We start from the raw sequence: 24,822 nt of genomic DNA on the forward strand, positions 1-24,822 counted from the left end.
GGGTCACATTCCAGTAGTGAAGGGTCCGTTCGTGACAGGCAACCGGACCCGCGGCGGGGACAGTGTCGGCGCCCGGGTGTAGAGCTGGACCCGTGACTACCGAGGAACACGGCTCCGGCGAGAGCCTCCGCGACCGCGCCGCCACACTGCTTCGTGCGCTGGCGGGTGAACACGCGCAGCTACGCGACGACCAGTGGACAGCGATCGAGGCGCTCGTCGCCGAACACCGGCGCGCGCTCGTGGTGCAGCGCACGGGCTGGGGCAAATCGGCCGTGTACTTCCTCGCCACGGCACTGCTGCGGCAGCAGGGCGCCGGCCCGACGGTGATCATCTCGCCGTTGCTCGCGCTGATGCGGAACCAGATCGCGGCCGCGTCACGGGCGGGCATCAGGGCCGCCACGATGAACTCGGCGAACCAGCAGGAGTGGGACGAGGTGCAGGCAGGCGTCGACGCGGGCGAGATCGACGTACTGCTCGTCAGCCCCGAACGGCTCAACAACCCCGACTTCCGCGACGCCGTGTTGCCGAAGCTGGCCGCGTCCGCCGGCCTGCTCGTGGTGGACGAGGCCCACTGCATCTCCGACTGGGGCCACGACTTCCGCCCCGACTACCGCAGGCTCCGCACGCTGCTGGCCGAGCTGCCCGACGGCGTTCCCGTCCTGGCGACGACCGCGACGGCCAACGACCGGGTGGTCACCGACGTCGCCGAACAGCTCGGCATCGGCAGACAGTCCGACACACTCGTCCTGCGGGGTCCGCTCGACCGCGAGAGCCTGCGCCTGGCCGTGGTCGACACGCCGACGGAAACGGCGCGGCTGGCCTGGCTCGCCGAGCACCTGGCGGATCTGCCCGGTTCCGGCATCGTCTACACCCTCACCGTCGCCGCCGCGCACGACACCGCCGCCCTGCTCGCCCAGCGCGGCTACGAGGTGGCCGCCTACACCGGCAAGACCGAGCCCGCCGACCGTCAGGCCATCGAGGACGACCTGCTCGCCAGCAAGGTCAAGGCCGTCATCGCCACCTCCGCGCTCGGCATGGGATTCGACAAGCCCGACCTCGGCTTCGTGGTCCACCTCGGCGCACCGTCGTCGCCGATCGCCTACTACCAGCAGGTCGGCCGCGCGGGCCGCGGCGTGGAGCGGGCCGAGGTGGTGCTCCTGCCGGGACCGGGTGACAAGGCGATCTGGGATTACTTCGGTTCACTGGCCTTCCCCGACGAACACCGCGTCAACCAGGTGCTCGACGCCCTCGCCTACGCCGACCGACCCCTGTCGACGGCGGCGCTGGAACCGCGGGTGGAGCTGTCCCGGTCGCGACTCGAGATGGTGCTGAAGGTGCTCGACGTCGACGGCGCGGTCCGGCGGGTCAAGGGCGGCTGGGTCGGCACCGGAACGCCGTGGAGTTACGACGCCGAGCGTTACGAGCGTGTGCGCATCGCTCGCGAAGCCGAACAGCAGGCCATGGTCGATTACGCGGCGACCGGCGACTGCCGGATGGAGTTCCTGCGCAGGCAACTCGACGATCCGCACGCACAGCCCTGCGGCCGGTGCGACAACTGCACCGGCGAAGGCTGGCCGTCGCGCGTCGCCGACGAGATCGTCGGACAGACGGCCGAAACACTGGCCAAACCCGGTGTCGAGCTCGCACCGCGGAAACAGTGGCCGACGGGACTGGCGGCGCTCGACGTACCGCTGTCCGGCCGCATCGGCACCGGCGAGCAGGCCGCACCGGGGCGGGTCGTCGGCAGGCTCACCGACGTCGGATGGGGCGGGCGGCTGCGCGACCTGCTCGGTCCGGAGTCGCCGGACGGGCCCGTGCCGGACGAACTGGTCCAGGCCTGTATCGCCGTGCTGGCCTCGTGGGACTGGCAGGAGCGACCCGCCGGCATCGTGGCGGTGGGCTCACAGCGGAGGCCACGGCTCACGGCCGATCTGGCGGGCAGGCTAGCCTCGATCGGCAGGCTGCCGCTGATCGGCACGCTCGACGCCGACGGGCCGCCGCCACGCCGCGCCAACAGCGCGGTGAGACTCGCGGACCTGTGGCAGCGGCTCCGGGTACCGGTGGATCTCCACGCGGCACTGAGCGAACTGGACGGTCCGGTGCTGCTCGTCGACGACCTCGTCGACACCGGCTGGACGATGACGGTCGGCGCCCGCCTGCTCCGGCGGGCCGGTGCTGCCGAGGTCCTGCCGCTCGCGCTGGCCTCGACGAGCTGACCGGCGGACCCGGTCCCGCTCGTGCCGCGGACCGTCGGAGTCGGTTCCGTCGCGGCCGGCTCCGTCGGCTCCGCGGCCGGCTCTGTCGCTGTCGGTCCGGTCGTGGCCGGTTCCGTCGGGCGCTTCCGGGCTGCGCGGCGTCGATCGCGCGTCCGGAGGCTTCCCCTGTCGTGGTCACTGTGGCACGGTGCGTTCTGCTGCCGCGGCGCGTTCTCCGCCGCAGCGGCGTATGCCACGCCGAGGTGGAGGGCCGACATGGTCGAATCGCACGTGTCCGCATCCCGCACCGCGCCACACCGGCTGCCGGTACGCAGATTGGTCGCGGCCAGCGCGGGCAACGCGCTGGAATGGTTCGACTGGACCATCTACGCGACGTTCAGTATCTACTTCGCGAGCGCGTTCTTTCCCGGCGAGCTCGCCACGATCAACACGTTCGCGACGTACGCCCTGGCCTTCTTCTTCCGCCCGCTCGGCGGGATGCTGATCGGCAGGCTCGCCGATGTGCGCGGGCGCAGACCAGCGATGATCTTCACGATCCTGCTCATGGCCGGCGGGTCGATAATGATCGGCGTCCTGCCGACGTTCGAGCAGGTCGGCTGGCTCGCACCGATCCTGTTGCTGCTGGCCCGCATCGCACAGGGGCTGTCGCTCGGCGGCGAGGTCTCGAACGCCTCGGCCTACCTCGGCGAGATCGCTCCGCCCGCCCGCCGGGGCCGATACTCCTCGTTCTTCTACATCTCCACCGGATCGGCGGTGTTGCTCGCGTCCCTGCTCGGGTTCGGGCTCGCGCGCGGTCTGTCCGAGGCCCAGCTGTACGACTGGGGCTGGCGACTGCCGTTCCTGCTGGGCGGCGTGCTCGGACTGGTGGCACTGTGGCTGCGCCGCGCCCTCGCCGAGACCGAGCAGTTCGAGGAGAACAAGGCCACCGCCCGGCGCGTGCGGCGCCCACTGCTGACGACGTTGAGCCAGCACCCGAAGGCCGTCGGCCACCTCGTCGGGTTCACGATGCTGTCGACGCTCTGCTACTACACCTTCTTCAGCGCACTCACGCCGTTCGCGGTCAACTCGCGGGGCGCCGACGACGTCGACGTCTTCCTCGCCCTGTCGATCGCGACCGCCCTCTTCGTCGCGCTGCAGTATCCGATGGGCGCACTCGCCGACCGGCTGGGCCGCAAACCGCAACTACTGGTCTGGTCCGCGGCGACGGCGGTGCTGATCGTGCCGCTGTCGACCCTGGTCGGCCCGGGATTCGGCGGCCTGCTCCTGGTGTTCTGCGTCGGACTCGGGCTCTACACGGCGATGACGTCGATCGCGCCAGCGGTCATGAGCGAGCTGTTCCCGACGTCGGTGCGCGCTCTCGGCATCGGCGCCTGGTACAACCTCACGGTCGCGCTGTTCGGCGGCACCGCCCCGCTCGTCATCACGGCGTTGTCCGACGCGGGCGCCGGAGTGGCGTTCTTCTGGTACGTCGCTGCGGCTTCGGCGGTGGCGTTTCTCGTCATCCTCCGGCTGCCGGAGACCCGTGGCAGCGAACTGCGCTGACGAGGCGCGGCCCGCTTCACCCGGCGCAGCACCGACCGCAGCGGTTCAGTGCCGGCCGATCGGCACCAGGTCGTCGGCGTGCACGACCTCGCGGCGGTGCTCGTCGGGCAGTTCGTGGGTCGATCGGCCGATCATCTCGGGCAGTTCGGTGACGTCGTAGGCCACCACTCCCCTGGCCACCACCTGCTGTGCCGGGTCGACGAGGTCGACGACGTCGCCTGCGCGGAAGTCCCCGTCCACCCCGACGATGCCGGCGGCGAGCAGAGACCGGCGTTTGCCGACGACCGCGGCGACCGCCCCGTCGTCGAGCTGCAGCCTGCCCTCGGTGCCCGCGGCGTAGCCGAGCCAGAACCTGCGCGCCGACAACCGTTTGCCCGCGGCGTGGAACGCCGTGCCGACGTCCGCACCGGTCAGTGCGCGCCGAGCGTCCGCCGCCGCGGCAACCAGCACCGGAATACCGCTGGATGCGGCCATCCTCGCGGCGGCGACCTTCGACATCATGCCACCGGTTCCGAGACCCGAACTGGACATCCCGACCTTCAGGCCGTCCAAATCGGACTCGTCTGCCACCTCGGCGATCTTCCGTGTGCCGCCCGCGCGCGGATCACCGTCGTACAGCGCGTCCACATCGGACAGCAGGATGAGCCCGTCCGCCCCGACGAGATGGGCGACGAGGGCGGCGAGCCGGTCGTTGTCACCGAAGCGGATCTCCTCCGTGGCGACCGTGTCGTTCTCGTTGACCACCGGCACGGCGTCGAGCGCGAGCAACCGGCCCAGTGTCCGCTCCGCGTTGCGATAGTGCGCCCGGCGCACCACGTCGTTGGACGTCAACAGCACCTGGCCGACGGTGAGGTCGTGACGGCCGAACGACGCCGCGTAGGCGTGCGCGAGTGCCAGCTGGCCGACACTCGCCGCGGCCTGCTGCGTGGCCAGATCCCGTGGCCGGGTGTCCAGCGACAGCGGCGCGAGCCCGGCGCCGATGGCACCGGAGGAGACGAGCACGACCTGACCGTCACGCCCGACCCTGCCGGCGACGGCGTCGACGAGCGCGTCGAGCCGTGCGACGTCCAGACCGTCATCGGCGGTCGTCAGAGACGACGACCCGACTTTGACGACGACCCGGCTCCCGCCCGCGATCGCCGCACGTGCCTCACTCACCGGCGCCCTCACTCACCGCAGCTCTCCGTTCCCTCGCTGAACTCGCTCGCCGTGCCCGGCACCGCACGCCGTGATCGAACGCCGTCACCGGTCGCCGTCGCCGCCGGCGTCGATGTCCGGATTGATGTCGGCGGTCTCGTCGCCGGCGTCGTCGGTGTCGCCGGTGCCGGACACCCGGCGGGCCCGGCGCGCCTGTTTCCGGTCGGCCGCCGACACCCGGTCGCTGCGCTCGAGGCGCGGATCCGTGCCCCGTCCCGCCAGCTGCGTCACGACGCTCGGCGTGGACGGCTCCCACTCGAACGTGTAGTCGCCGATCGTCACCGGGCATCCCGGTTCGGCACCCATCCGCGCGAGCTCCTCCTCCACGCCGAGCCGGTTGAGCCGGTCGCCGAGGTATCCCACGGCCTCGTCGTTGGAGAAGTTGGTCTGCTTAACCCACCGCTCCGGCTTGGGCCCGCGCACGATGAACCCGCCGGGCTCGTCGGGGTCCGCCTCGATGGTGAATCCGCTGTCGTCCACCGCGGGCGGCGCGAGCACGATCTGCGTCGGCTCGGCGGCAGGCCGTTCGGCGCGCGTCCGCTCGACGATCTCCCCCAGCGCGAAGCCCAGCTCCCGCAGCCCCTGGCGCGACACGGTCGACACCTCGAACACGCGCAGTCCACGCTGTTCCAGGTCCGGTCGCACGAACTCGGCGAGCTCGGCAGCGTCGGGCACGTCCACCTTGTTGAGCACGACCAGCCTCGGCCGGTCGGCGAGACTCTCACCCAGCGCCGGGGTGTAGCGCGCGAGCTCCTCCTCCAGCGCGTCGACGTCCGAGACCGGGTCACGGTCCACCTCGTACGTCGCGCAGTCGATGACGTGCACGAACACGGCGCAGCGTTCGATGTGCCGCAGAAAGTCCAGACCGAGACCCTTACCCCCGCTGGCCCCGGGAATGAGACCGGGCACGTCGGCCATGGTGAACACCGTGTCACCCGCGGTGACGACACCCAGGTTCGGCACGAGCGTGGTGAACGGGTAATCGGCGATCTTCGGCTTGGCCGCCGACAGCACCGAGATCAACGACGACTTGCCGGCAGAGGGGAAGCCCAGCAACCCGACATCGGCCATCGACCGCAGCTCGAGCACCAGGTCACGGGATTCGCCTTCCTCCCCGAGCAGCGCGAACCCCGGGGCTTTGCGGGCGCGCGAGGCCAGCGCGGCGTTGCCGAGGCCGCCCCGGCCGCCTTTCGCCGCCACGAACGTCGTACCGGCGCCCACCAGATCGGCCAGCACCTCGCCGTCCTCGGTCAGCACGACCGTGCCCTCCGGCACGCGCAGTTCGAGCGTCTCTCCCGCGGCACCGTTGCGGTGGCTGCCCTGCCCCTGCTTGCCGTTACCCGCACGCGCATGCGGCCGGTAGTGGAAGTCCAGCAGCGTGTGCACGCCCGGGTCGACGACGAGCAGCACGTCACCACCCGTGCCGCCGTTGCCTCCGTCAGGACCGCCGAGCGGTTTGAACTTCTCCCGGTGCACGGAAGCGCAGCCGTTCCCACCCGAGCCGGCGGTCAGATGGATCACCGCCCGGTCGACGAATCGGGTTGTCATGGCTCTGCCTTTCGGAGTACAAGCGCTGCCGGAGTACGGGCGCTTTCGGTTGTGACCGGCGCTCTCGGGCCGCGATGTGCAGGCGATCGAGATGCACCTCGGTGTGCGCGTTCAGGGTGTCCGAGCTCGGGGTGTGCGAACCCGCGGCGGCACAGGCGCACCACGAAAAACAACGAGGGGCGGGACCGGAATTGTTCCGGCCCCGCCCCTCGTCGGAGTTACTCGTGGTAGCTGGTCGGGCCGTTCAGCCCTCGCCCGGAACCACGTTGATCATCTTGCGGCCGCGCTTCTCACCGAACTCGACCGAGCCAGGGGCCAGGGCGAACAGCGTGTCGTCACCGCCACGGCCGACGTTGTCACCCGGGTGGAACTTGGTACCGCGCTGCCGGATCAGGATCTCGCCGGCCTTCACGACCTGACCGCCGAACCGCTTCACACCGAGGTACTTCGGGTTGGAGTCACGACCGTTCTTGGAGCTGGAAGCGCCCTTCTTGGTTGACATCTGAGCTCAGTCTCCTCTGGAAAAAGGCGAAAGCCTTACTTGCTGATTCCGGTGACCTCAACGCGGGTCAGCTTCTGACGGTGACCCTGGCGCTTGTGGTAGCCGGTCTTGTTCTTGAACTTGTGGATCCGGATCTTCGGACCCTTGGTCTGCTCGACGACCTTGCCGGTGACCGAGACCTTCGCCAGCGCGTCGGCGTCCGACGTGACCTTGCCGCCGTCAACGTGAAGCACGGCGGGGAAGGTGTGCTCGGTGCCCGGCTCGCCCTCGAGCTTCTCGACCTCGACGACGTCACCAACGGCGACCTTGTACTGCTTGCCGCCGGTCTGGACGACTGCATACGCCGACACGGAAGTCTCCTGCATTGCTCGACTGTGGGTGGGGGCTCACGCGATGGGGACCGCCCGTGGCGATCCGGCCTTCGCGTGTAGCGGCCCGCTCCAACAGCAGGCCGCTGTCCAGCTTACGTGCCACCCGGTGACGTTGGGACACCGGGGTCACGATCAGCTGCTCTCGTCATCGACGGGCGGTCCCGCGGGACGGCCCGCCGCCCGGCGCGGACGCCGGGTACTGCTCCGCACCGCGGAGACGGTTGCGACCGAGGTCGCGTCCTGCTCCGCCGTGCCCGGAACGCTCGCGTCGGAGGTCCCGTTGCTCTGGGTCCCCGACTCCGCCGGGGACGATGCCGAGGAGCTCATGGTACCGGTCATCACCGTCTGCACCTCGACGCCACTCCCCGAGGCGCCGGCTGCCGGCCCGGTGGGCCTGCCCGCGGCGCGACGCGCCGAGCGACGGCCCCTCCGCGCGGTGCCACCGCCGGCCTCCCCGGACGCCGGTGTGGCCGACGCCGCCGTCCCGGAAGCCGCCGCCTCGGAGGTCGCCGTCGCGGAGGTCGCAGCCTCGGAAGCCGCCGCCTCAGAGGTCGCAGCGTCAGTCGCCGGAGCGGCCGCCGTGTCCTCGACGGCGCTGTCCTCGCCGGTCCTGTCGTCGCCGGTCCTCGCTGCGACGGGCTCGTCCTCACCGGACGTCGCCGGGGCGCCGGACACGTCCGCTGCCGACTCGGCCTGTTCTGCAGCCGCGGTCCGCTCGGCGGCGGCCCCGACCTGCTCGGTGACCTCGGGCTGCGCAGGGGCCTCGGGCTGCTCGGTGACCCCGGGCTTGGCCGTGGGCACCGGAGTTCCGGTGGCTGCGTCACCCGAAGCCGCGTCACCCGAAGCCGCGTCCCCCGAAGCCGTGTCACCGGAGACCGAGGACTCGGCCACCGACGTCTTCGCGCCCTCCGGCGCCGACTCGGACACCTGGTCCTTGGCCGGGCCCCGGTCGCGGCGGCTCTTGCGGTCGCGGCTGCGCTTACCGGGCTTGCCGGACGTCTCCTGACCGGCCGATCCGGCCGTGTCGGACGAAGCCGCGGCTGCCTGCTCATCGGCGGAACCAGCCTGGGCCGCACCGGTCTCCGCGGTGTCCTCGTGCTTGGCAACCTTGGACGCGTTCGCCACCGCCTGCACGGCGGTGACCACGGATTCGCGCTGCTCGGGCGTCCGTCCCTGGTCGGCCTGCTTCGACTTCTCGGCCTGGTCCGGCTGGTCGCCGCCCTTACCCCGGCCGCGCTTGCGGCCACCTCCGCCGTTGCCGTGCTGGTGACCGCCGCCGTTGCCGTTCGGCTCCGACGTGACGAGCACGCCGCGGCCCTTGCAGTGTTCGCACGTCGACGAGTACGCCTCGAGCAGACCGGTGCCGACCCGCTTGCGCGTCATCTGCACCAGGCCCAGCGACGTCACCTCGGCCACCTGATGCCGTGTGCGGTCCCGGCCGAGGCACTCGGTGAGCCTGCGCAGCACCAGATCGCGGTTCGACTCCAGCACCATGTCGATGAAGTCGATGACGATGATGCCGCCGATGTCGCGGAGACGGAGCTGGCGGACGATCTCCTCCGCCGACTCGAGATTGTTCCGCGTGACGGTCTCTTCGAGGTTCCCGCCCGAACCGGTGAACTTACCGGTGTTGACGTCGATGACGGTCATCGCTTCGGTGCGGTCGATCACCAGGTAACCGCCCGACGGCAGCCAGACCTTGCGGTCGAGTGCCTTGGTGATCTGCTCGTCGATCCGGTAGTCGGCGAACACGTTGCCGTTGCCGACGTAGCGCTTGACACGGTCCATCAGGTCCGGCGCGACGTGCTCGACGTACGAGCTGATCGTCTCCCACGCCGTCTGCCCCTGCACCTCGAGCTTGACGAAGTCCTCGGTGAACTGGTCCCGCACGACCTTGACCAGCAGGTCCGGCTCTTCGTACAGCAACGCGGGGGCGCCGGACTTCTTGCCCGACGACGAGGAGGTCGACTCCGACTTCTCCTTGATGACCTCCCACTGCGCTTGCAGCCTGCGGACGTCGCGGTCCAGTTCGTCCTCGCTGATGCCTTCGGAAGCGGTGCGGATGATGACACCCGCGTCCTCCGGCACGATGCGCTTGAGGATGTCCTTGAGCCTGCGACGCTCGGTCTCGGGCAGCTTGCGCGAGATGCCCGTCGCACCACCCGAGGGCACGTACACCAGGAACCGGCCGGGCAGCGAGATCTGCGTGGTCAGCCGCGCACCCTTGTGGCCGACCGGGTCCTTCGTGACCTGCACCAGGACCTGGTCGCCGCTGGAGAGCGCCTGCTCGATCTTGCGCGCCTTGCCTTCCAGACCGGCCGCGTCCCAGTCGACCTCACCCGCGTACAGCACGGCGTTGCGGCCGCGGCCGATGTCGATGAACGCCGCCTCCATGGACGGCAGCACGTTCTGCACCCGGCCCAGGTAGACGTTGCCGACGATCGAACCGCTGCCCTGCGAGGTCACGAAGTGTTCGACGAGCACCCCGTCCTCGAGCACGCCGATCTGTGTCGACTCACCGTGCTCCCGGACGACCATCGTGCGCTCGACCGATTCCCGCCGGGCGAGGAACTCCGACTCGGACAGGATCGGCGCGCGGCGGCGGCCCGCCTCCCGGCCGTCCCGGCGACGCTGGCGCTTCGCCTCGAGCCGCGTCGACCCGCGCACACTGCGCACGCCGTCGCCACCCTTGTCGCCCTTGTCACCCTTGTCGTTCTTGTCGCCCTTGTCCTGCTTGCCGTCGCGGACGTGCACCACCGTGTTGGGCGGATCGTCCTGCGACTGGCCGTCGGCGTCGTCACTGCCGCCACCCTTGCGGCGACGGCGGCGACGGCGGCGCTTGCTGCCCGCGTCCGACTGGCCGGACTCGCCGTCGGTGTCGTCACCGTCCGCGCCGTCGGCCTGCTCGTCGGAACCGGCCGACTGGTCGCTCGACGACTCGCCCGTCGAGGAATCCCCGCCCGACGTGTCGTCCTGACCTGCGGCCTCGTCCGCGATGTCGCCCTGCTGGTCGTCACCGCCGTTCTCGTCGCCACCCTTGCCACGGCCGCGGCCACGGCGGCCACGGCGGCGACGGCGGCGGCCGCCGTCACCGGACTGGTCGTCGCCCGTGTCGTCCGACGACGAGGAGTCGCTCGTGTCGCGCTCACCGGCTGTGTCGGCGTCGGCCGCACTCTCGTCCTGCGCGGCCGTGTCTTCCGGTTCCGCCTCGTCGGCCGCACCGCCGGCCGGAGCGGTCTCCACCGTCGGCTCCGGCGGCAGGAAGACCGGTGACGGCGCCGCGAACAGCGGCGTGTGCGCAGCGGCGGCCGGGCCGGTCTCACCGGCGGCGCCCTTCGACGCACTCGTGGACTCGGCGGCCGCCGGCGCCCCACTCTTCGGTGCCGTCTTCTCGGCAGCAGCGTTCTCGGCAGCAGCGTTCTCGGCAGCAGCGTTGCCGGCTGCAGCGTTGCCGGCAGCGGCGGCGGACGCCGCGGTGTCCTGGGCCGCGGCCTCCTCGGCAGCGGCGGGCTTCGCTGCCGTCGCGGCCCCGGCAGTCGCCGGTTGCGCAGCTGGCGCCGGGTCCGGGCTCGACTCCTCCGGAGTCGGCTTCGCCGCCTGTTCCCCCGCCGAGTCGGCTGCGGCCACCGTGTCCCCGGCACCCGCTTCGCCTTCCTCGGTCAGCACGCCTGCGTTCTCGGCGACCTTCAGCGCGACGTCCCGGTGCACGCTGGACTGCGGGCTCCGTGCGGTCTCGCCGAGGTCGGCGAGCATCCCGAGCACTTCCCTGCTGCTCGAGCCGAGCAGTTTCGCCAGCGCGTGGACCCGCACCCGGTTGGGCAGGTCTGCCAGTGCACGTGCGGTGGGTGTGGCGGCGGCCCCGCCGGTGTTCTCGGCGGGTGTGTCCGCGTTCGACATATGTCTCCTCCGCCCCCGGGCGCGCCTGCGTCCGGGGGCGGCCGAGGCTTCTCACCTCGCTGCCGGCACCGGCTCACAGGACGCGGCCGCACAGGGGCCGTTCCTTGTTTACCGCCGTGGTGGGCTCACCACCGGCGGGAATCCTGTTGTCACTCGTGCCACGTGAGCGCCGGATCTTCCGACATGCCCGATGTGGCGGGTCCCGCGGCGACGCGGCCGCCCTGTTCGCGACCTCTCGGTGCCTCCCGAGCCGTCGACGTCGACACAGCGTTCCGGCGTCCGAGCCCGGTGTCCACGTCGTCCCAGCCGCCAGGCACATGGCGCGTGCCCGCGGCGACGACTCGGATCCGGAATCGGCACGTCACCGGGCCACCGCCCCTGCGTGCGCCGTACTGATCCGGCGACGACGGCTCGATGGCCGCGTCCAGTATCCCACACACCGCGGCGGGCACCGCGCGGCGCGGCCTCCGGTCCGGTCACCCGGGTGGTGCGAGATGCTTGGCGCTCGCACAGACCCGTGGCTACGGTGCGTCATGGGGTAGTCGCGGATCACGGATGCCGACGCGGCTGTCCCGCCGACATCGACGGAGGTCCCGTGCTCGGCCGGAGGAGCCTGCCGCTCGCGTGCGCCGCACTCGCCGTCGCCGCACAACTGACGGCCACGACACCGGCGCACGCCGCACACAGTGAGACCTGTCACACCGACTCCCGGGCGTGGCGGTATGTCGTGGTGTTCGCCCCGGGAACGTCGGATTCCGAGGCCCGCCACGCCGTCGACACCGCATGCGGCGCCCTGACCGGCTACTTTCCCGAGATCGCGGTCGCCGTCGCCACGTCGAGCGACCCGGACTTCGACACGGCGCTGGGACCGGACCGGACGTTCAGCGCCCAGCGCGCCCGCCACCTGCGCGCGTGGGGCTCCACCACCGGGGCGACCAGCCGGCGGACCCCACGGCAGGAGGGTGCGGCGACGGCCGCCACCGGTGAAACGGGCCACGATGGCGCGCGGACCCCCGATCGGACCGGCGAGCAGTGGAACCTGCACATGACCGGCGCTCCCGGTGTCGACGCGGATCGCACCCACCCGGCGCAGGCCGACCTCGCCGACGTCACCGTGGGTGTCCTCGACTCGGGCATCGACGCGACGCACCCCGACCTGGCCGAGGCCGTCGACCCCGCCGCCTCGGCAGGCTGCGTGCGCGGCGTCCCCGACCGGCGCCGATCGGCGTGGTCGGCGCGCCGTTCCGCACACGGCACCCACGTCGCGGGCCTCGTCGGCGCGGCCGACGACGGCCGCGGCATCACCGGCACCGCACCCGGCGTACGGCTCGCGTCCCTGCGGGTCGTCGACGACGACGGGTACGTCACCCCGGAGGCCGCCGTGTGCGGGTACATGTGGGCGGCGCGCCGGGGCATGGCCGTGGCCAACAGCAGCGTCACCGTCGCGCCGTCGGGCGTGTCGTGTGCGGCGAGCCGCGGCAGCCGGGTCGTGCACGAGGCCGTGGCGCGGGCCGTCGAGTTCGCCGAGCGATCGGGCACCCTCACCGTCGCGGCGGCCACCAACGACGGCTTCGAATTGGGCCCCCTCCCCCACAGCGAGCTACACCACGGCGGGAGCGCCGGGAACGGTGACCTCACGCGGAACTGTGTGGCCGTGCCCGCCGGGCTCCGGAACACGGTCACGGTCGCCGCCGTCGACCATCGCGGCACCAAGACCGACTACAGCTCCTACGGGCGGAACGTGATCGATCTCGCCGCGCCGGGCGGCTCGTCGGGTCACTGCGTGCTGTCGACCGTGCCCGGGGGCTACGACCGGATGTGCGGCACCTCGATGGCGGCCCCGCACGTCGCGGGCGCGGCCGCGCTCCTGGCCGCGAGCGGTTCCGACGGGCGTTCCCCGGACACGCTGCGGCGGATGCTGCACCGCCAGGCCCGGCCGATCGCGTGCCCCGGGGCCGCGCACGAGGACGGTGCCTGCACGGGACCGCGCGAGGACAACACGTTCCACGGCAGCGGCATGGTCGACGCCGGTGCGGCCCACGCGACCCACGCGGTGCACCGGTTGCTGGTGCGGCTCGGCGAGCAGCACTGACGGCGCCAGCCACGCGCACGTCGCGTCGCCGAACCAGTCGCCGCACCAAGGAGCAGCTGAACGACGTTCAGGTGAACAGTGCTCAGGTTAGGGTGATGGGCACCGATCGACCGACGAGAGGAGTCCGCATGCGTCACAGCCGGTCCGATGTCGTGGCGCACGCGATCACCGTGCTCGACGAGTACGGACTCGAGTCGTTGACGATGCGCAGGCTGGCCACAGAGCTGGGAGTGCGTCCCAGCGCGCTCTACCACCACGTGCCGAACAAGCAGACCTTGCTGGCCGCCGTCGCCGACGAGATCCTGGCGAGAGGCCGGCGGCCGGCACGGGCGCACCGGTGGGACGCCCGGGCTGTCGAGATCTGCACCGAGCTACGGGACGCCATGCTCGCGTATCGCGACGGCGCGGAGGTCGTCGTCACGGCGCACACGTTCGGGCTCGGGGCGGACGGTCCCGCGGAGCGGCTGCGCACGGCCCTCCGCGACGGCGGGCTGCCCGCCGACCTGGTCGAAACCGGGGCGCGCGCCCTGCTGCACCTGGTGTTCGGGCACACCGCCGAGGAGCAGACCGCGTTGCAGGCCGCCAGCGCAGGAGCTATCGATGGCGTTCCCGTCGGCCGGTCCGATGTCGAACCCTCCCTCGAGCTCCTGCTCGACGGACTGCGCGCACGCGTGGCCGCCGGCGACGAGCACGCCCGGCACACGTGAGGAACGGTCAGCGCAGCAGCAGGCGCGCCAGGCGTTTCGCGGTGAAGTAGGAACCGGCCGCGGCGAGCACGAACAGGTACGCGGCGTGGCCGATCATGCTCACGTCCAGCACGCCGACCGCCAGCCCCCTGGTGAGTTCGACACCGTGGTACAGCGGCAGGCACTGCACCGCGTACTGCAGCGGCTCCGGGTAGACCGACAGTGGGTAGAACGTCGTCGACAGCAGGAACATCGGCATCACTGCGAGCTGGACGAAGTCGAACTGCGCAGGGGACTTCAGGAACGTCGCGCACACCATGCCCACGGCGGAGAACGCGAACGACACCAGCAACGCCACCGGCAGGAGCAGCAGCGCCCACGGCGAGGTGACGAGCCCGAAACCTGTCATCACACCGAGGAACGCCAGCGCGTACAGCCCGCCACGCAGGACCGCCCAGCTGATCTCGCCGAGCGCGATGTCGAGCGGCCCGAGCGGGGTCGCGAGGATGGCGTCGTAGGTCTTGTTGTAGCGGAACTTGAAGAAGACGTTGAACGTCGAGTCGAACACCGCGCCGTTCATCGCCGAAGCCGCCAGCAGTGCCGGTGCGACGAACGCGACGTAGCTCATCGTCTGCCCGCCGGGACCGGTGACCTCCTCGACGAGCTTGCCGAAGCCGACCTGGAACGCCAGCAGGTACAGCAGCGGCTCGACCACGCCGGAGACGAACACGAGCCAGGCGCGCGAGTACACCATCGCCGAACGCTCCAGCAGGGCACGCGCGCGTCCCGCGTAGAGGGGCGCCGGCAGCATCCCCAGGAGCAGGCCGCGCCGCGCCGGCTTCGTGGTGTCCGGCTTCGTGGCGTCCGGCCCGGCGGCGCCCGGTGCGGTCGTCGAAGTCGTCGGGGAGGTCCGCATCACACCACCAGCCGCCGATAGAAGTACCGGCGCGCCAGCACGGCGCTGACGCCGAACAGCGCACCCAGGAACGCCAGGTGCCCGAGCGCGGGCCCGATGCCGAGACCGCCGAGGGTCACGCCGCGCGCGAGTTCGGTGCCGTGCCAGACCGGCGAGATCCAGGCGAGCCACCGGACCGCACCGGGGATCTGCTCGATCGGGAAGAACGTGCCGGAGAACAGGATCATCGGCATGACGAGGAACCGGAAGATGGCGGCGAACCGCTCCCCTTCGTTGTAGGTCGTCGCCGCGACCGCCATGATCGGCACGCCGCACGCCACGGCCGCGAGCACGCCGACGGGGATGACCAGCAGCGCCCCGGCGTTCAGCCAGGCGCCGAACAACAGCGCGATGATCGCGTACACGACACAGGCGATCCCCACTCGCAGCGCGATCCAGATGATCTGCCCGCCGAGCAGCTGTCCCGCCGTCACGGGCGTCGCGGTCACCGCGTAGTAGTCCTGTTGCCATTTGAACCCGGACAGCACGGGATAGCTCGACTCGCCGATGGCGTTCTGCACCGCGCCGGCGACCAGCAGCGCGGGCGCCACATAATGCAGGTACGCCAGCCCGCCGGTGGCAGGACCCGCCTCGACCTGGGAACCGAAACCGAGGCCCATCGCCGCGAGGAACAGCACCGGTTGCAGCCCCGACGAGTACAGGCTCGACTGCCAGTACCGCCGATACCACGTCCAGTGCGCCTCGACCCGCAGCCAGGCCGCGCGCCACGATCCGACCACCCGGCCGGCCGAGCGGGATCCGGTCTCCACGCGCGCCGTCGCGCCCGCCATGTTCCCGCCCGTCATGTCACTGCCCGCCGTGTCCCTGCCCGCCATGTCAGTCCACCAGCGTCCGGCCGGTCAGGCGCAGGAAGACGTCTTCGAGCGTGCTGCGCCGGACGAGGCTCGACGCCGGCCGCACGTCCCGGCCGTGGACCTGTTCCAGCGCACGTTCGCCGTCCCCGGTGTAGACGAGCACGCGGTCCGGCAGCTCTTCGACCCGTTCGCCGAACTCGGCCACCCGCTCCGCGATGCCACCCTGCTCCCCCGGCGCGAACCGCAGCTCGAGCACCTCACGGGTCGAGTACCGGGCGATGAGTTCCGAGGGCGAACCCTCGGCGACGATGCGGCCGTCGTCCATGACGACGAGCCGGTCGCACAGCTGCTCGACCTCGTCCATGTAGTGACTGGTGATGATGAGGGTGACGCCGCCGGCCTTGAGCCGGAACAACCGGTCCCACAACATGTGCCGCGCCTGCGGATCCAGCCCGGTGGTCGGTTCGTCGAGCAGCAGCAGGTCGGGATCGTTCACGAGCGAGCGGGCGATCGTCAGCCGCCGTTTCATACCGCCGGACAGCGCGTCCACCAAGCCGTCGGCGCGCTCGGAGAGCTGGGCGAACTCCATCAGCTCTGTCGCCTTGCGGCGCACGTCGGCCCGCGACATGCCGAAGTACCGGCCGTAGATCTGCAGGTTCTGCCGCACCGTCAGCTCGGTGTCCAGCGTGTCCTGCTGCGGCACCGAACCGAGACGAGCACGGATCCGCGGCCCGTCGACGTCCGGGTCCATGCCCAGCACGCGCAGGTCGCCGTCGGACCGCGGTGAGGTCGACGCGATCATCCGCATCGTCGACGACTTGCCGGCACCGTTCGGCCCCAGGAAACCGAACGCCTCGCCCTTGCGCACCTGCACGTCGATCCCACGGACGGCTTCGAAGTCGCCGAAGCGCTTCACCAGCGCCTTGGCCTCCACCATCGGGGCTGCCATCGTCGGGGCTGCCGTCTTCCGGGCTGCCGCCTCACCGCTCATGTGGTCTCACCGCTCACCCGCGGAACATTGCCACAACCCACCGACAGGAAACGACGGATTTCGACACGGCAGGCGGGCCGGTGCCGGGCACGACGAGTCCGTGGGCAGATGCCGTCAGCTCAGGAGAGGACCCAGGGCACCGATCAACACTGCCAGGACAGCCGTCGATCCGGCAAGCACCAACCCGACGACCGCCAAGGTCGTCGGACGCCCGGCTGCGCGCGCCTTGACCCACGCCATGATTGACAAGGCTAGGGGAACCGCGGCAAGGATCAATGACACCACGCCCAACCGGACGAGACCCAACGGACCGGTGCCGATCACAGTGAGCACACCGACCCCGAGCAGGGCGAGGATGCCGAGAACGAGAGCTGTGATCGACAGTCCGTCGGGCCCGCGCGAGGTGGGTGGCCCGCCGCCCGGCGGAACGGCTCCGTACGGCGGTTGCTGCTGCGGCGGCCACCCGTGCCCGGGCTGCTGCAGATACGGAGCCTGCTGATACGCCGTCTAGTGATACGGACCGGGCGCCTGCCAGGGTGCGCCACCGGGCCCCGGCGCTCCGCCGGGTACTCCCTGCGGACCGGGCGCGCCGTGCGGACCGCGCATCCCCTGCGGCTGCTGCGACGGTTGCGGGCCGGGCGCACCCTGCGGACCGTGGCTGTACGGCTGATTCATCGGTCCCCCTCACGAACGACGGTGGCCGCTTCCTCCTCGCGGGAGGAAGCGGCCACCGGGTGTCGAATGCTCAGCGTGCCCGAGGCACGTGCCTCAGAGGCTGCCGAACCAGAGCTTCAGCTCGCGCTCGGCCGACTCGGGCGAGTCCGAGCCGTGCACCAGGTTGAACTGCACCTCGAGGGCGTAGTCGCCGCGCAGCGTGCCCGGCGTCGCCTTCTCGACGGGGTCGGTGCCGCCTGCCAGCTGGCGGAAGGCCGCGATCGCGCGCGGGCCCTCGACGGTCATCGCCACGAGCGGACCCGAGGTGATGAAGTCGACGAGCTCGCCGAAGAACGGCTTGTCCTTGTGCTCGGCGTAGTGCTCCTCGGCCACGGAACGCTCGACGGTGCGCAGGTCCATCGCGGCGAGCGACAGTCCCTTGCGCTCGATGCGCGAGATGACCTCACCGACCAGGCCCCGCTTGACGCCATCGGGCTTGACCAGAACCAACGTGCGCTCAGTCACGGGGTATTTCTCCTTCAACACAAAACGGTATTGGAAAAAGCGTAGCGGCCCCTCCCCGCGCCTTCTCGTGAGGGCGGGAGGCCGCCGGCCCGGTTCACTCCGGCTGCAGCGTCTTCGACCACAGGGCGGCGCCGGTGCCGTCACGCAGATCGACGGTGAGTGCACCGCTCCGTCCGTCCACGTTGATCTCGCCGAAGTGCTGGAAGCCCTCCATGGGCGAGGCGTTCTGCCCGTCGGCGGGCGGTGCGTGCGTGAACACGGCCTCCGGACCGAACGTGCCGTCCAGGTCGCCGGGTCCGAACGCGCCCGCGTGCAGCGGGCCGGAGACGAACTCCCAGAACGGGGCGAAGTCGGTGAAGCTCGCCCGTTCGGGGCTGTAGTGGTGCGCCGCCGTGTAGTGCACGTCGGCGGTCAGCCACACGACGTTGCGAATCTGCCTGCGGGCGATCTGCGACAGCACCCACGCCAGCTCGGTCTCGCGCCCGCCGGGGGCGCCGCCGATCCCGTTGGACACGCCTTCCATGTCGCCGTCGTCGCCGTCGGCGACGACGAGGCCGATGGGCAGGTCGGCCTGCACGATCTTCCACGTCGCCTTGCTGCGGGCCAGGGCGCGCACGAGCCAGGCCGCCTGCCGCTCGCCCAGCACGGAACCGTCGCGGCGGGCGTCGCCGTCGTTGCGGTCCTTGTAGCTGCGCATGTCGAGCACGAACACCTCGACGTGGTCGCCGTAGGCGAAGTTGCGGTACACGCGCCCGTCCTCGGCGGCCTTCGGGTCGATCGGGTGCCATTCGTGGAACGCCCGGAACGCGCGCCGCGCCAGCACGTCGACACGCTTCTCGGTGTATTCGGGCAGGTCCAGGATCTCGCCGGGGTACCAGTTGTTGACGACCTCGTGGTCGTCCCACTGCACGTAGCTGGGAGTCACGGCGTTGAACTCGCGGACGGCGTCGGCGAGCAGGTTGTAGGCGAACTGGCCGCGGTACTCCTCGAGCGTTTCGGCGACCTTCGACTTGGCCTCGGTGACCAGGTTGCGGTACACCCGCCCGTCCGGCAGCGTCACCGAGTCCTCGAGGGGCCCGTCGGCGTAGACGGTGTCGCCGCAGTGCAGGAACAGGTCGGGGCGGCGCTCGGCCATCGCCGTGTAGGCGGGCATGCCGCCGATGTCGGCGTTGATGCCCCAGCCCTGGCCCGCGACGTCGCCGGACCAGGTGAGGCGGACGTCGGAGCGGCCCTTCGGCGCGGTGCGGAGCCTGCCGATCACCGGTTCGGACGTCACGCGCCCGTCCAGGTCCTCGGCGGTGACGCGGTAGTACGTGTCGGCGCCGGTCGGCAGCCCACGCAACCGCAGTTTGCCGGTACCGTCGGTCTCGGGACTCAGTACGGGGCCGCGCACGTGGCGACTGCGGCGGAAGGACGGGTCGGCCGAGACCTCGACGAGCATGCGCGAGGGGCGGTCGGCGCGCGTCCACACCATCGCCGAGTGCATGTCGACGTCGCCGGACTGCACGCCGTGGGTGAGCACCGGACGGCCGGAACGGGTGAACCCGGCGGCCGTGCCGCCGGTCAGCGTGGCGGCGGCGAGCACGCCCGCGCCGACGGCACCCGCTTTCAGCAGTCTGCGGCGCTCGAAGCCGTCATCGGCCGCGGAAACATCGTGGTGGGGAGGAAGATCGGTCATGCCGCACTTCTACCGGGCGGGCGGGGCCGCCGGTTCAACGCCGCGTGGCCGGGCGGTGAACGGCGCGGGGCGGTGACGATCTCACGCCCCGGCGCCTCCGCGCCGCCGTGCCAACAGGAGACGGGCGGTGTCTACCCCTGCTGTTGGCTGGGGAGCGTGCCCTGGGCCATGCGCCGCGCGACGTCGCGGCGCAGCCACAACAGCCACAGCCACACCCCGAGGAAGATCAGCCCGATCACGGCGATCGACGGCAGCGCGACGACGAACGCCAGCAGCACGACGTGCAGGCCGAGGATCGCCCATACCGCCCAGGGCTGTTTCAGCAGCCCGCACAGCACGAGCAGCGCGGCGACGACGGCCATGACGGTCCAGCCCTGGAAGCTCGTCACGCCGTCACCGAGCGTGCCGACCACGGGCAGCGCCAGCGCGACGACGATCGCCTCGATGACCAGCGTCCCTGCCTGGACACCGCGGAAACCCTTCATCGGGTCGGTCGCCGGGGCCGGCGCGTCGCCGGTGGGCTCGGCCGCGCCCGCGGAGGGGGTGCCGTCGTCGCTCATGCGGGCTCCTTGCCGAACAGCGTGCGGGCCTCGCCCGCGGTGACCACCGAACCGGTGACGAGCACCCCGCCGCCCGCGAGGGGTTCCTCGGGGTCGTCGGGCTGTTCGACGAGACTGATGGCGGTCTCGATCGCGGTGTCGAGCGCGGGCTCGACCGTCACCCGCTCCTCGCCGAACACAGCCATCGCGAGCTCGGCCAGCTGCTCGGCGGGCATCGCCCGCGGCGAGGTGTTGACGGTGACGACGACCTCGTCGACGACCGGGTCGAGCGCCTCCAGAATGCCCCGGACGTCCTTGTCCTCGAGGACGCCGATGACGGCGACGAGCCTGCGGAACGCGAACTCCTCGTCGATCGTGGCGGCCAGCGCGGCGGCGCCGTGCGGGTTGTGCGCCGCGTCGACGAGCACCGCAGGCGCGGCGCGGACACGTTCCAGCCTGCCCGGCGTGACGATCTCGGCGAACGCCGCGCGCACCGATTCCCCGACGAGCTGGCGCTCCTTGCCCGCCCCGAAGAACGCCTCGACCGCGGCCAGCGCCAGTGCGGCGTTGTCGGCCTGGTGCTTGCCGTGCAGTGGCAGGAACACTTCCTCGTACACGCCGCCGAGACCCTGGATGGTGAGCATCTGCCCGCCGACGGCCTTGGTGCGGTCCAGCACGGTGAACTCGCTGCCCGCACGTGCGACGGCGGCGTCGACCTCGACGGCCCGTTCCAGCAGCACGCGCTCGGCGTCGGATTCCTGCTCGGCGATGACCGCCACCGAACCGGCCTTGATGATGCCCGCCTTCTCCCCTGCGATGGTCGCGCGGTCGTCACCGAGGTAGTCGGCGTGGTCGATGCCGACCGGCGTGACGACGGCGACCTGGCCATCGGCGACGTTCGTGGCGTCCCACGCGCCGCCCATGCCCGCCTCGAGCACTGCGACCTCGACGGGCGCGTCGGCGAACGCGGCGAACGCCATACCGGTGAGCACCTCGAACTTGCTCATCGGCGGCGCATCGGCGGCGCCCGCCTGGTCGACCATCTGCACGAACGGCGCGACGTCGCGGTAAGTGTCGACATAGCGCTCGGCGGAGATCGGCTGCCCGTCGATGCTGATCCGCTCGGTCACCAGCTGCAGATGCGGACTGGTGTAGCGGCCGACCCGCAGGCCCATCTGCGTCATGAGCGCCTCGATCATGCGCGAGACCGAGCTCTTGCCGTTGGTGCCGGCGACGTGCAGCACCGGATAGGTGCGGTGCGGGTCACCGAGCAGGTTCATCAGCGCGGAGATGCGCGTCAGCGACGGCTCCAGCTTCGTCTCCGGCCACCGCTCGTTCAGCTCGGCCTCGACGATCTGCAACTCACGCCGGGACTGCTGCTCGATGGCGGCCTCGGCCTCGTCGCTGAGCGGCTCCGGGTCGTCCGGCAGCGGACCGGCGATGAAGTTGTCGCCCTCGGTGAGTTCGGGCGGAAACTCCTGCTCGTCGTCCGACACGCACATTCTCCCTGCTGGTACTGCATTGACAGGTTCGAGTCTACGTGCGCCGCGTGTCACGAGCGGCCACACCCTCCGTCCACAATGATCATGACCACCCGTCCTTCCCCCGGACCACTACGGCAACACCGCGTGTGCTGCACTCCGGCACGTGTTCGCCGTTCGCGGCCACGGCCTGCCGGCGATGCACGAGCGCAGGACACGCGGGTATGAGCGCAGGACACGCGGGTGACGGAGCTACGGACCCGCCGAACCGTCACCCCGGGTCGGCAGGTCGACGGCGGGTCCAGTCCCTGGCCGGCGCGGCCGACGCCGTCGCACGCACCACCGGCCGAGCACCGCCGGCCGATGGTGCCCGCCCTGCGCTCCGGCACATGCACTTCGGCACATACGCTCCGGCACGTCGGCGACGCATCCGCCGGCTCGTCGGCGGCACGTGGGCGACGCATCCGCCGGCTCGCAGATCCGCGGGGCAGCAGATCCGCAGGGCAGCGGGTCGGCGGCGACGGATCAGCGGTTGCGGCCCCACCAGCCGGCGTCGAGTTCGCCGCGGGCGACGAACTCGGCCGGGCCGGTCAGCGTCGCTCCCTCGCGGTCGACCGTCACGGTCACCCGCCCACCCGGGATATCCACTGTGGACGAACCGTGGTCCGTCCCCGAGAGATGCAGCGCCGCCGCGACGGCGGCCACGGTGCCGGTGCCGCACGCCCGGGTCTCCCCCACTCCCCGTTCGTACACGCGCATGCGGAGCGCGCCGGGCTCGACGGTGTTGATGAACTCGAGGTTGACGCCGTCGGGGAAGAAGTCGTGGTCGAACCGGGGCTGCTCCCGCAGATCGAGACCCGACACGTCGTCATCCATTGTGGACACCAGGTGCGGGTTGCCGACGTCGACGGCGACCCCGGACAGTTCTCGCCCGTCGACCACCGCGACCGAGGTGCCGATGATCCGCGCCGGCCCCATCTCCACGGTCACCGACAGATCCCGGTGCACCTGCACCGGCCGATCCCCCGCACGGGTGCCGACGGCGAACTCCCGCCGCTCCTCGAGGCCGGATTCGACGAGGTAGCGCGCGAACACCCGCACCCCGTTCCCGCACATCTCCGCGGCCGAACCGTCGGCGTTGCGGTAGTCCATGAACCATTCGGCGGCCGAGTCCTCGGTGCCCGGGACGTCCCTGTCCACGGCCGACACGCGCACGACCCGCAGCACACCGTCGGCGCCGAGCCCTCGTTGCCGGTCGCACAGCGCGGCGACACGCTCCGGCGTCAGCTCCAGCGCACCGACCGCATCGGGCAGGATCACGAAGTCGTTCTGCGTGCCGTGCCCTTTGAGGAACTCGATTCCACCCATGCCGTCCAGATTACGGCGTCACCAGACGGCGGACGCGATCACCCAGTTCCGGATCTCCACCGTCGAACCAGTGGATGCGCGTGTCACGCCGGAACCACTTGCGCTGTTTGCGGACGAACCGTCGGGTCGCCTGCGCCGTCTCGTCGGCGGCCTGCGTGAAATTCCCGGTCCCGGCGTCGATGGCCGCCAGCACCTGCTGGTACCCGAGCGCCCGCGACGCGGTCTTGCCCTCGCGCAGCCCCCGTCGTTCCAGGGTGCGCACCTCCTCGACGAGCCCGTCGGCGAACATCCGCTCCACGCGCAGGTTCACCCGCTCGTCCAGCTCGGCGACGTCGCGGTCCACGCCGACCAGCACGGTGCCGTACCGGGGCTCGCCCGGGGTCGGCAGATTCGCCGAGAACGGCTGCCCGGTGATCTCGATGACCTCCAGTGCGCGCACGATCCGCCGCACGTTGCCCGGCAGGATCGCCGCGGCCGCATCCGGATCGAGAGTGCCGAGTCGTTCGTGCAGCGCCGCTGCGCCGACCCGCTGTGCCTCGGCCTCCAGCGCGGCCCGCACCTCGGGGTCGGTACCGGGGAACCGCAGCTCGTCGACGACGGCCTGCACGTACAGTCCCGATCCGCCGACCAGCACCGGCACCCGCCCCTCGGCGAGCAGCCGCTCCACCTCGGCACGCGCGTCACGCTGGTAGGCCGCCACCGACGCCGTCTCCGTCACGTCCAGCACGTCGAGCAGCCGGTGCGGCACGCCCCGGCGTTCGGCCACGGTCGCCTTCGCCGTACCGATGTCCATGCCGCGGTACAGCTGCATCGCGTCGGCGTTGACGACCTCCCCTCCCAGGGCGAGTGCCAGCTCCACACCGAGCGCCGTCTTCCCCGTGGCCGTCGGCCCGACGACCGCCACCGGTCGGATGCTCATCCCGCCTCCCAGTACGCGACGTGGTAGCCCACACCGCGAGGAGCGTCCGAATACACGAGGTCACCGCGCCAGGCGACGCCGCAGGCGCGGGCGAAGCCGGCGAGGACCTGCCACGGGGCGCGGCCGACCACTCGCAGCTCATCGGCCAGGGCGGGGTCGATGTCGAGCAGGGCCTCCGGGTCGGCGGCGGCGAGCGCGGCGGCGACGGCACTGTCGAAGCCCTCTGCCCGCTCGTCCTCCTCACCGGGCGGTGCGGTGTCCCTGCGCGCCGATCCGTCACCCACCACCAGCAGTCCGACCGGGTCGCCGGCCGGGTCGTCGGTCGCGGCCAGTTTCTCGCCCAGCGTCACGCAGTCGGAGGGGCTCGCGTCCTCGGCGATCAGTTCCGCACGCACCGTGTGCGCGCCCGCCCGCACCCGCAGCCACGCGGCGACGAGCGCGGACAGCGGAAGGTCCTCCGGCGGTCCGGCGGCATGCTCGCCAAGAGGTACGACCACGTCGGCGCCGAACGCGCGGAACGTGCCGGCCCGGTCGGCCTCGACGGTGGCGGGCGCGCTGCCCGCGGCAGCCGCGCCCACGGCGATCCACCGGGACGGCAACCGGGACGCCGCGTCGACGGCGGCGGCGCGCACCGCGTCGGCGAGCCGCGTACCGGGGACCAACTCCGGCACCAGAAGCGGTGCAGCGGGAACCACGACGGCACACGAGATCACGCGTCCAGAGGCTACCGGCAGCACTCTCCGCGGTACGTCTTGAGGCAATCTTCCGGCAACGGAGTACCGAGAACCGCGCTGACCTGTTTGAATGCGGACAACGACCCACCGGATCGCCCGCGATCCCAGGCAG

19 protein-coding genes are annotated in these 24,822 nt (G+C 71.4%); 4 read left to right on the forward strand and 15 right to left on the reverse strand.

All coding sequences use genetic code 11. The features are described 5' to 3' along the window. Nucleotides 1-92: 92 nt before the first annotated feature. Nucleotides 93-2,216, forward strand: a complete 2,124-nt coding sequence (locus FB384_RS00090) for a RecQ family ATP-dependent DNA helicase (RefSeq protein ID WP_183777988.1) — start codon at nt 93-95, stop codon at nt 2,214-2,216. 255 nt (nt 2,217-2,471) lie between these two features. After that, the gene (locus tag FB384_RS00095) at nt 2,472-3,758 is read left to right on the forward strand and encodes an MFS transporter (RefSeq protein WP_183777990.1); all 1,287 of its coding nucleotides are present in this window, start codon (nt 2,472-2,474) and stop codon (nt 3,756-3,758) included. 45 nt (nt 3,759-3,803) lie between these two features. Here FB384_RS00095 and proB read toward each other — a convergent pair whose 3' ends face one another. The 5 genes from proB to FB384_RS00120 all read right to left on the reverse strand — a co-directional run bounded on the left by proB (nt 3,804) and on the right by FB384_RS00120 (nt 11,273). Beyond that, a complete protein-coding gene (proB, locus tag FB384_RS00100; protein ID WP_183777992.1) occupies nt 3,804-4,916 on the reverse strand; it encodes a glutamate 5-kinase in 1,113 nt (370 codons plus the stop codon). 84 nt (nt 4,917-5,000) lie between these two features. After that, nucleotides 5,001-6,503 (reverse strand): GTPase ObgE, encoded by a 1,503-nt coding sequence (gene obgE / locus FB384_RS00105; RefSeq protein ID WP_183777994.1) that lies wholly within the window; start codon nt 6,501-6,503, stop codon nt 5,001-5,003. A 244-nt stretch (nt 6,504-6,747) separates the two neighbouring features. Further along, nucleotides 6,748-7,005, reverse strand: a complete 258-nt coding sequence (gene rpmA / locus FB384_RS00110) for a 50S ribosomal protein L27 (protein WP_183654789.1) — start codon at nt 7,003-7,005, stop codon at nt 6,748-6,750. Between the two features lie 35 nt (nt 7,006-7,040). Continuing rightward, nucleotides 7,041-7,355, reverse strand: coding sequence for a 50S ribosomal protein L21 (gene rplU / locus FB384_RS00115; RefSeq protein ID WP_183656051.1), 315 nt, complete (start codon nt 7,353-7,355; stop codon nt 7,041-7,043). 153 nt (nt 7,356-7,508) lie between these two features. Beyond that, nucleotides 7,509-11,273 (reverse strand): Rne/Rng family ribonuclease, encoded by a 3,765-nt coding sequence (locus FB384_RS00120; protein WP_183777995.1) that lies wholly within the window; start codon nt 11,271-11,273, stop codon nt 7,509-7,511. A gap of 595 nt (nt 11,274-11,868) precedes the next feature. Here FB384_RS00120 and FB384_RS00125 point away from each other — a divergent pair. Further along, the gene (locus FB384_RS00125; RefSeq protein ID WP_323985074.1) at nt 11,869-13,365 is read left to right on the forward strand and encodes a S8 family peptidase; all 1,497 of its coding nucleotides are present in this window, start codon (nt 11,869-11,871) and stop codon (nt 13,363-13,365) included. Between the two features lie 128 nt (nt 13,366-13,493). After that, nucleotides 13,494-14,072: a TetR/AcrR family transcriptional regulator C-terminal domain-containing protein gene (locus FB384_RS00130; protein ID WP_183777999.1), complete on the forward strand. Its 579-nt coding sequence runs from the start codon at nt 13,494-13,496 to the stop codon at nt 14,070-14,072. Between the two features lie 7 nt (nt 14,073-14,079). Here the strand turns inward: FB384_RS00130 and FB384_RS00135 are convergent, their stop codons facing one another. The 10 genes from FB384_RS00135 to FB384_RS00180 all read right to left on the reverse strand — a co-directional run bounded on the left by FB384_RS00135 (nt 14,080) and on the right by FB384_RS00180 (nt 24,689). Beyond that, nucleotides 14,080-14,862: an ABC transporter permease gene (locus FB384_RS00135; RefSeq protein WP_228726071.1), complete on the reverse strand. Its 783-nt coding sequence runs from the start codon at nt 14,860-14,862 to the stop codon at nt 14,080-14,082. Between the two features lie 104 nt (nt 14,863-14,966). Next, a complete protein-coding gene (locus tag FB384_RS00140) occupies nt 14,967-15,797 on the reverse strand; it encodes an ABC transporter permease (RefSeq protein ID WP_183784722.1) in 831 nt (276 codons plus the stop codon). A 46-nt stretch (nt 15,798-15,843) separates the two neighbouring features. Next, nucleotides 15,844-16,812, reverse strand: coding sequence for an ABC transporter ATP-binding protein (locus tag FB384_RS00145; RefSeq protein ID WP_228725933.1), 969 nt, complete (start codon nt 16,810-16,812; stop codon nt 15,844-15,846). 768 nt (nt 16,813-17,580) lie between these two features. Continuing rightward, complete coding sequence (gene ndk, locus FB384_RS00150) at nt 17,581-17,991, reverse strand: nucleoside-diphosphate kinase (protein ID WP_183778003.1); 411 nt, start codon at nt 17,989-17,991, stop codon at nt 17,581-17,583. A 94-nt stretch (nt 17,992-18,085) separates the two neighbouring features. Continuing rightward, on the reverse strand, nt 18,086-19,669 hold the full coding sequence (locus tag FB384_RS00155) for an alkaline phosphatase D family protein (RefSeq protein WP_183778005.1): 1,584 nt from the start codon (nt 19,667-19,669) through the stop codon (nt 18,086-18,088). Nucleotides 19,670-19,800: 131 nt separating this feature from the next. After that, nucleotides 19,801-20,229: a DUF4233 domain-containing protein gene (locus tag FB384_RS00160; protein ID WP_183778007.1), complete on the reverse strand. Its 429-nt coding sequence runs from the start codon at nt 20,227-20,229 to the stop codon at nt 19,801-19,803. Continuing rightward, the gene (gene folC, locus FB384_RS00165) at nt 20,226-21,710 is read right to left on the reverse strand and encodes a bifunctional tetrahydrofolate synthase/dihydrofolate synthase (RefSeq protein WP_183778010.1); all 1,485 of its coding nucleotides are present in this window, start codon (nt 21,708-21,710) and stop codon (nt 20,226-20,228) included. Before folC ends, FB384_RS00160 begins: the two co-directional genes overlap by 4 nt. A gap of 504 nt (nt 21,711-22,214) precedes the next feature. After that, nucleotides 22,215-23,057 carry a diaminopimelate epimerase gene (dapF, locus tag FB384_RS00170; RefSeq protein WP_183778012.1) on the reverse strand — a complete coding sequence of 281 codons (843 nt, stop codon included), beginning with the start codon at nt 23,055-23,057 and terminating at the stop codon, nt 22,215-22,217. Nucleotides 23,058-23,067: 10 nt separating this feature from the next. Then, on the reverse strand, nt 23,068-23,976 hold the full coding sequence (miaA, locus tag FB384_RS00175; protein WP_183778014.1) for a tRNA (adenosine(37)-N6)-dimethylallyltransferase MiaA: 909 nt from the start codon (nt 23,974-23,976) through the stop codon (nt 23,068-23,070). After that, the gene (locus FB384_RS00180; protein ID WP_183778016.1) at nt 23,973-24,689 is read right to left on the reverse strand and encodes a class III extradiol ring-cleavage dioxygenase family protein; all 717 of its coding nucleotides are present in this window, start codon (nt 24,687-24,689) and stop codon (nt 23,973-23,975) included. Before FB384_RS00180 ends, miaA begins: the two co-directional genes overlap by 4 nt. Nucleotides 24,690-24,822 lie beyond the last annotated feature (133 nt).

Source organism: Prauserella sediminis (assembly GCF_014195435.1).
GTDB classification, from domain to species: Bacteria; Actinomycetota; Actinomycetes; order Mycobacteriales; family Pseudonocardiaceae; genus Prauserella; species Prauserella salsuginis.

What these genes read in the sequence shown, in the direction of transcription:
- dapF (WP_183778012.1), bottom strand. Translation starts at nt 23,057, where the DNA reads ATGGGTGGAATCGAGTTCCTCAAAGGGCACGGCACGCAGAACGACTTC.
- obgE (WP_183777994.1), bottom strand. Translation starts at nt 6,503, where the DNA reads ATGACAACCCGATTCGTCGACCGGGCGGTGATCCATCTGACCGCCGGC.
- FB384_RS00145 (WP_228725933.1), bottom strand. Translation starts at nt 16,812, where the DNA reads ATGAGCGGTGAGGCGGCAGCCCGGAAGACGGCAGCCCCGACGATGGCA.
- FB384_RS00130 (WP_183777999.1), top strand. Translation starts at nt 13,494, where the DNA reads ATGCGTCACAGCCGGTCCGATGTCGTGGCGCACGCGATCACCGTGCTC.
- FB384_RS00140 (WP_183784722.1), bottom strand. Translation starts at nt 15,797, where the DNA reads ATGGCGGGCGCGACGGCGCGCGTGGAGACCGGATCCCGCTCGGCCGGC.
- FB384_RS00155 (WP_183778005.1), bottom strand. Translation starts at nt 19,669, where the DNA reads ATGACCGATCTTCCTCCCCACCACGATGTTTCCGCGGCCGATGACGGC.
- FB384_RS00120 (WP_183777995.1), bottom strand. Translation starts at nt 11,273, where the DNA reads ATGTCGAACGCGGACACACCCGCCGAGAACACCGGCGGGGCCGCCGCC.
- miaA (WP_183778014.1), bottom strand. Translation starts at nt 23,976, where the DNA reads ATGAGCATCCGACCGGTGGCGGTCGTCGGGCCGACGGCCACGGGGAAG.
- FB384_RS00135 (WP_228726071.1), bottom strand. Translation starts at nt 14,862, where the DNA reads ATGCTGCCGGCGCCCCTCTACGCGGGACGCGCGCGTGCCCTGCTGGAG.
- FB384_RS00095 (WP_183777990.1), top strand. Translation starts at nt 2,472, where the DNA reads ATGGTCGAATCGCACGTGTCCGCATCCCGCACCGCGCCACACCGGCTG.
- FB384_RS00160 (WP_183778007.1), bottom strand. Translation starts at nt 20,229, where the DNA reads ATGAGCGACGACGGCACCCCCTCCGCGGGCGCGGCCGAGCCCACCGGC.
- folC (WP_183778010.1), bottom strand. Translation starts at nt 21,710, where the DNA reads ATGTGCGTGTCGGACGACGAGCAGGAGTTTCCGCCCGAACTCACCGAG.
- rpmA (WP_183654789.1), bottom strand. Translation starts at nt 7,005, where the DNA reads ATGTCAACCAAGAAGGGCGCTTCCAGCTCCAAGAACGGTCGTGACTCC.